At 71.1% G+C, this 12,264-nt stretch carries 9 protein-coding genes; 7 read left to right on the top strand and 2 right to left on the bottom strand.

From position 1 onward, the window contains the following. The first annotated feature begins 238 nt into the window (after positions 1-238). The 6 genes from GV126_RS25270 (at position 239) to GV126_RS25295 (ending at position 8,861) form a co-directional block, all read left to right on the top strand. The gene (locus GV126_RS25270; protein ID WP_159670974.1) at positions 239-1,450 is read left to right on the top strand and encodes an ROK family transcriptional regulator; all 1,212 of its coding nucleotides are present in this window, start codon (positions 239-241) and stop codon (positions 1,448-1,450) included. A gap of 134 nt (positions 1,451-1,584) precedes the next feature. After that, entirely contained in the window at positions 1,585-2,694 is a 1,110-nt protein-coding gene (locus tag GV126_RS25275) for a sugar ABC transporter substrate-binding protein (protein WP_185948190.1), read from the top strand. 200 nt (positions 2,695-2,894) lie between these two features. After that, positions 2,895-3,686, top strand: coding sequence for an ATP-binding cassette domain-containing protein (locus GV126_RS25280; protein WP_185948157.1), 792 nt, complete (start codon positions 2,895-2,897; stop codon positions 3,684-3,686). Then, positions 3,683-4,975, top strand: coding sequence for a sugar ABC transporter permease (locus tag GV126_RS25285; RefSeq protein WP_159670983.1), 1,293 nt, complete (start codon positions 3,683-3,685; stop codon positions 4,973-4,975). Before GV126_RS25280 ends, GV126_RS25285 begins: the two co-directional genes overlap by 4 nt. A gap of 212 nt (positions 4,976-5,187) precedes the next feature. After that, on the top strand, positions 5,188-7,152 hold the full coding sequence (gene dxs / locus GV126_RS25290) for a 1-deoxy-D-xylulose-5-phosphate synthase (RefSeq protein ID WP_159670986.1): 1,965 nt from the start codon (positions 5,188-5,190) through the stop codon (positions 7,150-7,152). 197 nt (positions 7,153-7,349) lie between these two features. Further along, entirely contained in the window at positions 7,350-8,861 is a 1,512-nt protein-coding gene (locus GV126_RS25295; protein ID WP_159670989.1) for an amino acid permease, read from the top strand. A 127-nt stretch (positions 8,862-8,988) separates the two neighbouring features. Here the strand turns inward: GV126_RS25295 and GV126_RS25300 are convergent, their stop codons facing one another. Beyond that, a complete protein-coding gene (locus tag GV126_RS25300) occupies positions 8,989-9,360 on the bottom strand; it encodes a PIN domain-containing protein (RefSeq protein ID WP_159670992.1) in 372 nt (123 codons plus the stop codon). A 317-nt stretch (positions 9,361-9,677) separates the two neighbouring features. On the opposite strand from GV126_RS25300, the gene GV126_RS25305 reads away from it, so the two are divergent. Then, complete coding sequence (locus GV126_RS25305) at positions 9,678-10,796, top strand: PLL family lectin (protein WP_159670995.1); 1,119 nt, start codon at positions 9,678-9,680, stop codon at positions 10,794-10,796. A 78-nt stretch (positions 10,797-10,874) separates the two neighbouring features. On the opposite strand, the gene GV126_RS25310 is transcribed toward GV126_RS25305, so the two are convergent. Further along, the gene (locus GV126_RS25310) at positions 10,875-11,978 is read right to left on the bottom strand and encodes an LCP family protein (RefSeq protein ID WP_159670998.1); all 1,104 of its coding nucleotides are present in this window, start codon (positions 11,976-11,978) and stop codon (positions 10,875-10,877) included. Positions 11,979-12,264 lie beyond the last annotated feature (286 nt).

Genomic DNA, 12,264 nt, shown 5'->3' on the forward strand with positions numbered 1-12,264 from the left:
GCTTCGGCGTGCCCGCGGCGGGGGCGGGGCGCGCGGGCGTGCGACGCGGTGCGCGGGCCCGCGGGGCGCCCCTCGCCGTGGCGCTGCGTACCGGCCCGATCACGCCGGTGGCATCATGGCCGGGTGCCTCGAAACGGTTCAACCTCTTGACGGGAGCCAACCCGAACGGCTCATCTTAGAGTTCACTTGTTGGATAGACGGGGCCTCACCGGAGCGGCCCCGCGCTCAGGAGGTCGTCGTGGAGACTCCAGGGTCGCAGTCGTCGCTGCACCGAGCCAACCTGGAGCGGGTCGTACGTGCCGTGCGTCTTGCCGGATCCCTCACCCAGGCGGAGATCGCGCGGACCACCGGTCTGTCCGCGGCCACCGTCTCCAACATCGTGCGGGAGTTGAAAGACGGCGGAACGGTGCAGGTCACGCCCACCTCGGCGGGCGGCCGCCGGGCCCGGAGCGTGTCCCTGAGCGGGGACGCCGGGATCGTGATCGGCGTCGACTTCGGGCACGCCCATTTGCGGGTCGCGATCGGGAACCTGGCCCACCAGGTCCTGGCCGAGGAGTCCGAGCCGCTGGACGTGGACGCCTCCTGGAGCCAGGGCTTCGACCGGGCCGAGGAGCTGGTCAACCGCCTGGTCGCGGCCACCGGGGTGGACCACTCCAAGATCGCCGGCGTCGGCCTCGGTGTGCCCGGCCCCATCGACGTGGAGTCCGGCACCCTGGGCTCCACCGCCATCCTGCCGGGCTGGGGCGGCATCAAGCCCGCCGAGGAGCTGCGCGGGCGCCTGGGCGTGCCCGTGCACGTGGACAACGACGCCAACCTCGGCGCCCTGGGCGAGCTGGTCTGGGGCAGCGGGCGGGGCGTGCGCGACCTGGCGTACATCAAGATCGCCAGCGGTGTCGGTGCCGGACTGGTGATCAACGGCAAGATCTACCGCGGCCCCGGCGGCACCGCGGGCGAGATCGGGCACATCACCCTCGACGAGGCCGGTCCCGTGTGCCGCTGCGGCACCCGCGGCTGCCTGGAGCCCTTCACCGCCGCGCCGTTCGTGCTGCCGCTGCTGCAGCCCAGCCACGGCGCCGACCTGACCATGGAGGGCGTCGTCCGCCTCGCCCGCGACGGTGACCCGGGCTGCCGCCGGGTGATCGCCGACGTCGGCCGCCACATCGGCAGCGGCGTCGCCAACCTGTGCAACCTGCTCAACCCCAGCCGGGTGGTGCTCGGCGGCGATCTGGCGGAGGCGGGCGAGTTGGTGCTCGGCCCGATCCGGGAGTCCGTCGGCCGCTACGCCATCCCCAGCGCCGCCCGCCAACTGACCATTCTTCCCGGGGCACTTGGGGGCCGCGCGGAGGTGCTCGGGGCGCTCGCGCTCGCGCTGAGCGAGATGGGGGATTCGACGCTTTTGGACTCGGCCGCGGCGGGCAGCCCGCACTCGGCGGCACCTGCCTTCACTTAGAGAACGGATGGCACCGTTGCCATCTCGTTAAGGATTTACTTCTTGACGTCGCACGTGTGGCCGAGTTGACTTCCAGCCACCTCGGCCGCAACGACGCGGCCTCGTCAGGGAGGTTTGAGGAAGTGAACACGCGTATGCGTCGTGCGGCCTTCGCTGTTGCCGCTGCTGCCATGGCCGTCTCGCTCGCCGCCTGTGGCAGTGCCAAGGAGTCCAAGGACAGCAACGACTCCGCCTCGTCGTCCTCGTCCACCAAGAAGGGCGACGACATCAAGATCGGTCTGCTGCTGCCGGAGAACCAGACCGCGCGGTACGAGAAGTTCGACCGCCCGCAGATCGAGAAGAAGGTCGCGGAGCTGACGAACAACAAGGGCAAGGTCGTCTACGCCAACGCCAAGCAGGACGCCAGCCTGCAGAACCAGCAGGTCGAGACGATGATCACCAACAAGGTGGACGTCCTCATCGTCGACGCCGTGGACTCCAAGGCCATCCGGAACTCCATCCAGAAGGCGAAGGACGCCGGCATCAAGGTCGTCGCCTACGACCGCCTGGCCGAGGGCCCGATCGACGCGTACACCTCGTTCGACAACGTGACCGTCGGCAAGACCCAGGGCGAGGCGCTGCTCAAGGCGCTCGGCTCGAAGGCCAAGTCCGGCAAGATCGTCATGATGAACGGTTCGGCCACCGACCCCAACGCCGCGCAGTTCAAGCAGGGCGCCCACTCCGTGCTCGACGGCAAGGTGAACATCGGCAAGGAGTACGACACCAAGGAGTGGAAGCCGGAGAACGCCAACTCCAACATGGAGGGCGCCATCTCCGCGCTGGGCAAGAAGAACATCGTCGGCGTCTACTCCGCCAACGACGGCATGGCCGGCGGCATCATCACCGCCCTGAAGGCGGCGGGCCTTTCCAACATCCCGGTCACCGGCCAGGACGCGGAACTGGCGGGCGTGCAGCGCATCGTCACGGGCGAGCAGTACATGAGCGTCTACAAGTCCTACCCGCAGGAGGCGAGCGTCGCCGCGGAGATGGCCGTGGACCTCGCGCAGGGCAAGTCCCTGGACTCGGTGGCCAAGGACAAGACCGACAGCGCCACCACCAAGGGCATCCCGTCCGTCATCGTCCCGGTCGTGGCGCTGACCAAGGACAACATCAAGGACACGGTCATCAAGGACGGCATCTACACCGTCGCCGACATCTGCACCGGCCAGTACAAGGCCGCCTGCGACAAGATCGGCCTGAAGTAACCGGCCCGCAGCAGGCACATCGCGCGCCCCGAGGCCGGCGGGAGGAAGTCCGAGGACTCCCCGCCGGGCCGAGGGCGCCCCAGGCTCCGCCGGCGCCCCGCGTCACCAGACAGCCCCGCAAGCTCGCCTGCGGGGCGCCGGACGGAACATCCCCCACCAAACTTCTGCACAACCTCCCGCCGGGACAGGCGGCGAAGGAGATGGTTCACGTGTCCGCTACGCCCGTGCTGGCGTTGCGCGGGGTCTCCAAGCGGTTCGGTGCCGTCCAGGCGCTCACCGACGTAGAGCTTGAGGTCCACGCCGGTGAGGTGGTCGCCCTGGTGGGCGACAACGGCGCCGGAAAGTCCACGCTGGTCAAGACGATCGCCGGCGTGCACCCCATCGATGAGGGCGTCATCGAATGGGAAGGAAAGGCCGTCCAGGTCGGCAAGCCGCAGGACGCCCAGAACCTGGGCATCGCGACGGTCTACCAGGACCTCGCGCTGTGCGACAACATCGACGTCGTCGGCAACCTCTTCCTCGGCCGGGAGATCCGCCGGCGCGGGGTGCTCGACGAGGTGGAGATGGAGCGCCGCTCGCGCGAGCTGCTCGACCAGCTCTCCATCCGCATCCCCAGCGTCCGCATCCCGATCGCCTCCCTCTCCGGCGGTCAGCGCCAGGTCGTGGCCATCGCCCGGTCCATGCTGGGCGAGCCCAAGCTGGTGATCCTCGACGAGCCCACCGCGGCCCTCGGCGTCGAGCAGACCGCGCAGGTCCTGGACCTGGTGGAGCGGCTGCGCGAGCGCGGTCACGCCGTGATCCTCATCAGCCACAACATGGCCGACGTCAAGGCCGTGGCGGACAAGGTCGCCGTCCTGCGCCTGGGCCGCAACAACGGCGTCTTCGAGGTCAAGTCGACCTCGCAGGAAGAGATCATCTCCGCCATCACCGGCGCCACGGACAACGCCGTGACCCGTCGTGCGGCGCGCAGCAATGGGGAGATCAAGAAGTGAGCATCGACAAGACCTCCACGCCCCCCAAGGACGGCGCGGTGGAGAACACCGAGGCGGCGGCCGGCGCGGCCACCGCCGTCGACCCCCGCCTGCTGGTGCGCGAGCAGGGCTTCGCGGGCTACGTCACCGAGTTCAAGCGGAAGATGAAGGCCGGCGACCTGGGCTCCCTGCCCGTCGTCATCGGCCTGGTGATCATCTGGATCATCTTCCAGAGCCTGAACTCCAACTTCCTCACCGCGGGCAACCTCTCCGACATCTCCGTCGCCATGGTCGGCACGGGCATGATCGCCGTCGGTATCGTGTTCGTCCTGCTGCTCGGCGAGATCGACCTGTCGGTCGGCTCCGTCTCCGGCGTCGCGGGCGCCGCCTTCGCGGTGCTGAACGTCACCCACGGCATGAACGAGGTGCTGGCCTTCGTGCTGGCCATCCTCACCGGCACGGTCGCCGGAGCCATCCACGGCTTCTTCTTCGCGAAGATCGGTGTGCCGGCGTTCGCCGTCACCCTGGCCGGCCTGCTGTTCTGGAACGGCTTCATGCTCAAGATCCTGGGCGACAACGGCACGATCAACCTCAACGCCGACGGCCTGGTCGCCAACCTGACCGGCTACTACTTCTCCGACGTGGCCGCCGCCTACGGCCTGGCCCTCGCGGTGACGGTGCTGTACTTCCTGAGCGCGTTTTTCGGCAACAAGCGCCGCGAGGCCGCCGGGGTGCCGTCCAAGCCGCTGAGCGACACCGTCCTGCGCACCGTGCTGCTGGCCGTGGTCTCCTTCGCCGCGGCGTTCATCTTCAACCAGTACAAGGGCCTGCCGCTGGCCGTGCTGATCTTCGTGGCGATCCTGTTCGTCACCGACTTCGTGCTGCGCCGCACCTCCTACGGCCGCAAGGTCTTCGCGCTCGGCGGCAGCGTCGAGGCCTCCCGCCGCGCCGGTATCAACGTCGCGGCGGTGCGGATCTCGGTGTTCGCGATCTCCGGCACCTTCGCGGCCATCGGCGGCCTGTTCATCGCCTCCAAGATCGTCGCCGCCAACCAGGGCGCCGGCGGCGGTGACCTGCTGATGAACGCGATCGCGGCGGCCGTGATCGGCGGCACGTCCCTCTTCGGCGGCCGCGGCCGCACCTGGAACGCGCTGCTCGGCGTCCTCGTGATCGTCTCGATCCAGTACGGCCTCGCCCTGGAGGGCATCGCCTCCCCGGTCCAGTACATGATCACCGGTGGCGTCCTGCTGGCGACCGTCGTCATCGACGCCGTCACCCGCAAGACCCAGAAGACGGCCGGCCGCGCCTGACCGCGGCCGACCCCCGGGGCTTGTCACGCCCCGGAGCCTGTGCCCGGCACCGTGTGCGGTGCCGGGCACACGCGCGTCCCGTGCGGGTCACGGACGGGTACGGCCGTACGTGTGACCCGCGACCCCCCGCCCGGACACCGGGCGCTCGGGCGGAACATTAGACTCGTCGAGCCCGCTGAAAGCTCGATCAGCTCTACTGCAAGGAGGCACGGGTGCCGCTGCTGACCCGCATCACGGGACCGCGCGATCTGGACCGGCTCAGCCTGGAGGAGCTGGATCAGCTGGCAGAGGAGATCCGGACCTTTCTCGTCGACGCCGTCTCCAAGACCGGCGGCCACCTCGGCCCCAACCTCGGTGTGGTCGAGCTGACCATCGCCCTGCACCGGGTGTTCCACTCGCCGAAGGACAAGGTGCTGTGGGACACCGGCCACCAGTCCTACGTGCACAAGCTGCTCACCGGCCGGCAGGACTTCTCGAAGCTGAAGATGAAGGGCGGCCTGTCCGGCTACCCCTCCCAGGCCGAGTCCGAGCACGACGTGATCGAGAACAGCCACGCCTCCACCGTGCTCGGCTGGGCCGACGGCATCGCCAAGGCCAACCAGATCCTCCAGCGCGACAGCCACGTCGCCGCGGTCATCGGCGACGGCGCCCTGACCGGCGGCATGGCCTGGGAGGCGCTGAACAACATCGCCGACGCCAAGGACCGCCCGCTCGTCATCGTCGTCAACGACAACGAGCGCTCCTACGCGCCCACCATCGGCGGCCTGGCCAACCACCTGGCCACCTTGCGCACCACCGACGGCTACGAGCGTTTCCTCGCCCGCACCCGCGAGGTCCTGGAGCGCACCCCGGTCGTCGGCAGGCCCCTGTACGACACCCTGCACGGCGCCAAGAAGGGGCTGAAGGACTTCATCGCCCCGCAGGGCATGTTCGAGGACCTGGGCCTGAAGTACCTCGGCCCGATCGACGGCCACGACATCGAGGCCCTGGAGTCCGCGCTCACCCGCGCCAAGCGCTTCGGCGGCCCCGTCATCGTGCACTGCCTGACCGAGAAGGGCCGCGGCTACCAGCCCGCCCTGCAGGACGAGGCCGACCGCTTCCACGCCGTCGGCAAGATCCACCCCGACACGGGCCTGCCGATCGCCACCTCCGGTGCCGACTGGACGAGCGTCTTCGGCGAGGAGATGGTCAAGCTCGGCAAGGAGCGCAAGGACATCGTGGCCATCACCGCCGCGATGCTCCAGCCGGTCGGCCTGGAGAAGTTTGCCAAGGCCTTCCCCGACCGGGTGTTCGACGTCGGCATCGCCGAGCAGCACGGCGCCGTCTCCGCGGCCGGCCTCGCCCACGGCGGGCTGCACCCGGTCTTCGCCGTCTACGCCACCTTCCTCAACCGCGCCTTCGACCAGGTCCTGATGGACGTGGCCCTGCACAAGTGCGGGGTGACCTTCGTCCTGGACCGGGCCGGCATCACCGGCACCGACGGCGCCTCCCACAACGGCATGTGGGACATGTCCATCCTCCAGGTCGTCCCCGGCCTGCGCCTGGCCGCTCCGCGCGACGCCGACCAGGTCCGCGCCCAGCTGCGCGAGGCCGTCGAGGTCGACGACGCGCCGACCGTCGTGCGCTTCTCCAAGGGCGCGGTCGGCCCCGCCGTGCCCGCCGTGGGCCGGGTCGGCGCCATGGACGTGCTGCGCGAGCCGGGCACCGACACCCCGGACGTGCTGCTCGTCTCGGTCGGCGCCCTCGCGCCCATGTGCCTGGAGATCGCCGACCTGCTCGACAAGCAGGGCATCTCCACCACCGTCGTCGACCCGCGCTGGGTCAAGCCCGTCGACGAGGCCATGGCCCCGCTCGCCGAACGGCACCGCGTGGTCGTCACCGTCGAGGACAACTCGCGTGTCGGCGGCGTCGGCTCCACCATCGCCCAGGCCCTGCGGGACGCGGGCGTCGACGTCCCGCTGCGCGACTTCGGCATCCCGCCGCGCTTCCTCGACCACGCCTCGCGCGCCGAGGTCATGGCGGAGATCGGCCTGACCGCGCCGGACATCGCCCGCCAGGTCACCGGCCTCGTCGCCAAGCTCGACGGCCTGCCGCACGCCCGGCTGCGCCCCGGCGCCCGGGCCGCCGACGAGGAGACGGCCGACGTCGACCCGGCGGCGCAGCCGGCGCGCGACTGACCCCGCCCGGTACCCCGGCGGCCACGGGCACGGCCGCAGCACCCGGACGCCGGGCCCGCACGGGCCGGTTCCGCCACCGCCTCCAGGTGGCGGAACCGGCCCGTCTGCGTGAACCTGCCAGTGCCGGGGCATGCGCATCCCCAGCCCTCTCGATCATGTCGAGCCATGGCGAGGCGACAAGCGTGGGAGGTAGGCCCGTGAGCAACACGCTGTTCCGGACGAAGAACGTCGAACAGTCGATCAGAGACACCGAGGAACCCGAACACGCGCTGCGCAAGTCGCTCTCCGCCCTCGACCTGACCGTCTTCGGCGTCGGTGTCATCATCGGCACCGGCATCTTCGTGCTCACCGGTACGGCCGCCCGGAACATCGCGGGGCCCGCCGTGGCCCTGTCCTTCGTCGTCGCCGGCGTGGTCTGCGCGCTCGCCGCGCTCTGCTACGCCGAGTTCGCCTCCGCGGTCCCCGTCGCCGGATCGGCCTACACCTTCTCCTACGCCTCGCTCGGCGAGTTCCCGGCCTGGATCATCGGCTGGGACCTGGTGCTGGAACTCGCGCTCGGCACGGCGGTGGTCGCCGTCGGCTGGTCCGGTTACATCCACTCGCTGCTGGACAACGCCGGCTGGCACCTGCCCGCGTACCTCGCCGGCCGGGACGCCGCCTCCGGGTTCGGCTTCGACATCCTCGCCGCCGCCCTCGTCCTGGCCCTCACCGCCATCCTCGTGGTCGGCATGAAGCTCTCCGCACGCGTCACCTCGGTGGTCGTCGCGGTGAAGGTGATCGTCGTGCTGATCGTCATCATCGCGGGCGCCTTCTTCGTCAAGGGCAGCAACTACCAGCCGTTCGTCCCGAAGGCTCAGCCGGTGCCGGCGGGCGGCAACCTCAAGGCGCCGCTCATCCAGCTGATCTTCGGCTGGGCGCCGTCGCACTTCGGCGTCATGGGCATCTTCACCGCCGCGTCCGTGGTCTTCTTCGCCTTCATCGGCTTCGACGTGGTCGCCACGGCCGCCGAGGAGACCCGCAACCCGCAGCGCGACGTGCCGCGCGGCATCCTCGGCTCCCTCGTCATCTGCACCGCGCTGTACGTGGCGGTGTCGATCGTCGTCACCGGCATGCAGAAGTACAGCGCGCTGTCCGTGGACGCCCCCCTCGCGGATGCGTTCAAATCCACCGGCCACCCCTGGTTCGCGGGCCTGATCAGCTTCGGCGCGGCCGTCGGCCTGACCACGGTGTGCATGATCCTGCTGCTGGGCCAGTCCCGGGTGTTCTTCGCGATGAGCCGCGACGGCCTGCTGCCGCGCTTCTTCTCCCACACCCACCCGCGCTTTCGCACCCCCTACCGCCCGACCCTCCTGCTCGGCGCCGTCATCGCCGTCGTCGCCGGTTTCACCAGCCTGAGCGAGCTGGCCGAGCTGGTGAACATCGGCACCCTGTTCGCCTTCATCGTGGTCGCTCTCAGCGTGATCATCCTCCGCCGCACCCGTCCCGACCTGGACCGCGCCTTCCGCACCCCGCTGGTGCCCCTGGTGCCGATCCTCTCCGTGCTCGCCTCCCTGTGGCTCATGCTGAACCTGCCCGCCGAGACCTGGCTGCGCTTCGCCATCTGGATGGCGATCGGCTTCGTCGTCTACTTCCTCTACGGCCGCACCCACAGCCGCCTGGCCCACCGCGCACGGGAGACGACGACCGGGGGGCCGACGGGCAGGCCGTGACGGCCGGAGGCCGGGGCGGGTGGCAGCGGCCCGCGGCCCGAGGTCTCCGGCGCGATCCATGACCCGTACTCTCCGGCCCGCGAACCCCCGGGGCGTCCGGCCCGCTGCTTCCGGCCCGCGGCCGGGCTCAGTCGCGTATCGCCCGCGGGCCGGTCACCTCGGCCCCCAGCTCCGTCACGCGGCGCCGCAGTTCACGGTCGGCCGTGACGACCAGCGTGGGGCGGCCGGCCGCCTGCCCGACCAGGCCGACGATGTGGTCGTCCCCACTGCCGGGCGCGTCCTCGACCCGTACCCCCGGCACCGTGTGCACCCCGCGCGCGGCGCCCTCCACGACCAGCACGATCTCCGCCCGCTCGGCGAGCCGGGGCACACCGTCCGCGGCCAGCCGGTCCCGCAGCCGCTCGGCGGCGCCCCGCCGGTCCCGCCACCAGCCGTCCGGCACCGACCCGACGACGTTGGCAGCGTCGACGATCACGAGCAGGTCAGGGGTGTCGTTCATGGGACCAGGGTCGCACGGGCCACCGTCACGGCCGCTGGCTCCTGCACGGCCGTGACGGCCGCCTGAGTGCCCCCTCGGGCGCCGCCGCCCCGGGCCCGGCGGGCGCCGGCCCGCCGGCCCCGGTCCGGTCGCCGCCGTCCCGCCGCGCCCTGCCCGTACCGCGCGCCGTCGGCCGCCGGTGCGGTGCGTCCACATGATCCCCCTGCTGTGTTCACCCGGTGCTCACCTATGATGGGCCAGCTCGGCCGCCCGTACACAGGTTCGGGACAGGCGATCCGCCGTGCCGAGGTCACGTCACGGAAGGGGCATGTCACCTCATGCGGACCAGATCCGGGCGCCGCGCCGCGCGCGGCCAGGCGGACAACGCGGCGAACCGCACGGCCACCGGGCGGCACGCCACGCAGGGCGTCGCCGGCCGCTGGCTCGTCCGCGGCAAGGACGGCAGGCTGACGGCGTACGCGCGGAGAGCCGAAGGGCTGCTGCGCTGGACCGAACTCAGGCCGGGCGGCCCGCAGTGGTCCGGTCCCGACTTCTTCCCCGTGGCGGGACTCACGCACCTGGCGGTGGTTCAGGGAGCCGACACCTACGTGCACTTCCTGGGCCGGCGTGAAGTGCCCGGGCCGCAGGGGGAGCCCGCCGTCGACGTCGTCCACGCGATCCAGTACCAGACCGGCCGGCCGGTCACCGAGTGGCGGTCGCTGGGCAACCCGCACAAGGACCGGGAGAAGGCCGCCCGGTTCGGTGTGCCCGCGGCGGCGGTCAGCGCTTCGGGCCGTGTGCACGTGTTCGCGCGCAACGCCGGCGGTGGCGTCATGCTGCGCCGGGAGGGCCCCACCGGCCGGTGGGAGCCGTGGCAGGACCTCAAGGGCAGCGGCGTGCGGGACGGACTGACCGCCGTGGCGCACTCCTCCGGTCGCATCGAAGTCCTGGCCACCGGCGAGACGTTCGCGATGCGGTGGCAGCAGGGCGAGGCCGACGGGGAGTTCCGGCGGGAGCCGAACATTCCCGTGCGGGTGGCGCCGGGCACGGCCTCGGCCCTGCCGACCGGGCCGGAGCGGACGACCTACTACTGGGCCGATCCGGACACGGGCGGCCTCGTCGCGCACCGGCCGGGGCAGTGGGTGATCCCTCTCGGCGGTGCTCCGGACGGGGAGCCGGTGGCCGCGCTGCGCGCGCAGCTGGACGGCTACGACTGCACCGTGCTGGCCCACCGCGACCTCGACTGGCAGGTGGCGCTGGCGGTGTACGGCACGGAGAACGAACAGGCCGGCGTGTGGTGGTCGCCGACGGGCGAACGCGCCCTGGGCGCGCCGGCGCTGGCGCTGGACGGGCTGGGGCGCGTGGTGCTCGCCGTCATCGATCCGGACGGCGCACTGCGGGTTGCCCGGCAGAGCGATGCCCCGGGGTTCGCGCTGGGGTCGTGGGACCGCTTCTGACGCGACGCCGGCAGTGCGCGGGACCTGCCGGGCAGCGGTGGTGAGGCGCCGTAGCGCCGCTGCCCGGCGGTAGGCGGCTCAGGGGGTCGTGCCGCCCCTGGCCGGCGACTTCTTCGCCGACTCGGGAATGTCCCGGTCCGTGCGCAGGGCCTGCCACAGCTCCTTGGCCTGCGGCTCGGCGGCCACCACCCGGTTGGGGTCCTGGGTGTCGTACTGCACCGGGAGCATGATCGTCTCCAGGGTGGCGGGATCGACCCCGTTCATGCTGCGGCTGAACTCCGCGAGCTTGGTCAGCGAGGCGAGCCCGGAGTCGGTCGTCAGCGCCGAGGTCAGGTCGTCGGCGATGGTGTAGGTCTTGGTGGGGCTGCCCAGCAGGTCCTGCTTCTTGATCTCGGCCAGCAGGGCGATGAGGAACTTCTGCTGCAGTCCGATGCGGCCGAGGTCGCTGCCGTCGCCGATGCCGTGCCGGGTGCGGACGAACTGCAGTGCCTGGGTGCCGTCGAGGCGGTGGGTACCCGCGGTCAGGTTCAGGCCGCTGGAGGTGTCGCGGATGTCCTGGTCGATCGTGACGGGAACGCCGCCGATGGCATCGACCAGCCCCTTGAAGCCCGCGAAGTCGACCTCCACGAAGTGGTCCATGCGCACCCCCGACATCTGTTCCACCGTCTTGACCACACAGGCCGGACCGGCCAGCGAGTACACGGAGTTGAACATCACCCGCCGCGCCGAGGGCAGCGTGGTCCCGTCCCGTCCGGTGCACTCGGGGCGGGTGACGAGGGTGTCGCGCGGGATGCTGACGGCCACGGCCCGGCTGCGTCCCTCGGGTATGTGGATCACCAGCGCGGTGTCCGAACGCGCCCCGGCCACCTTGCCGGTGTCCAGCGCCGCGTTGGCGCCGGCCCGGGAGTCCGAGCCCAGCACCAGCAGGTTCTGCCCGGAGGTCGGCAGCTTCTCGGGGCGGTTGTCACCGAGGGCCCGGTCGATGTCGACGCCCTTGATGTTGGAGTTCAGATCGTTGTAGAGCCAGTAGGCGGTGCCGCCGGCCGCGAGCACCAGCACCACCAGGCTCAGCACGATCCACCGCCCGACGCGTCGCCGGGGGCGTGGCCGGGCGGCGGCCCGGTGACCCGACGGTGCGCGCCTCGATCTGCGGGGGCCCGTCCCCGTGGGCGCCTGCGTCATACCTCAGTCCTCTCTCGGTCAAGTGGCTCGATGCCTTGGTCCGTTGCGGGGGCAGGGCACGAGTGGGGGGAGGACCGGGCCCGCGTGGCGCCCGAGCGCCGTGGTGTGCCCGAACTATAGACCGAATATCGGGCGGTGCGCGGACGGCGGCGCCCGGACGGCCCTCGGTGCGCACCGTCGCCCGGCTGTTCAAGTGGTCGTCACTTCGTTATGTGTTCTGCGTCATTCATGCGTGTAGTTGACAGGTGCAGGTACCGATGGTGATGATGTGCGCGACCTGTGAAGG

It is taken from the genome of Streptomyces mexicanus (genome assembly GCF_902506575.1).
GTDB lineage: Bacteria > Actinomycetota > Actinomycetes > Streptomycetales > Streptomycetaceae > Streptomyces > Streptomyces mexicanus.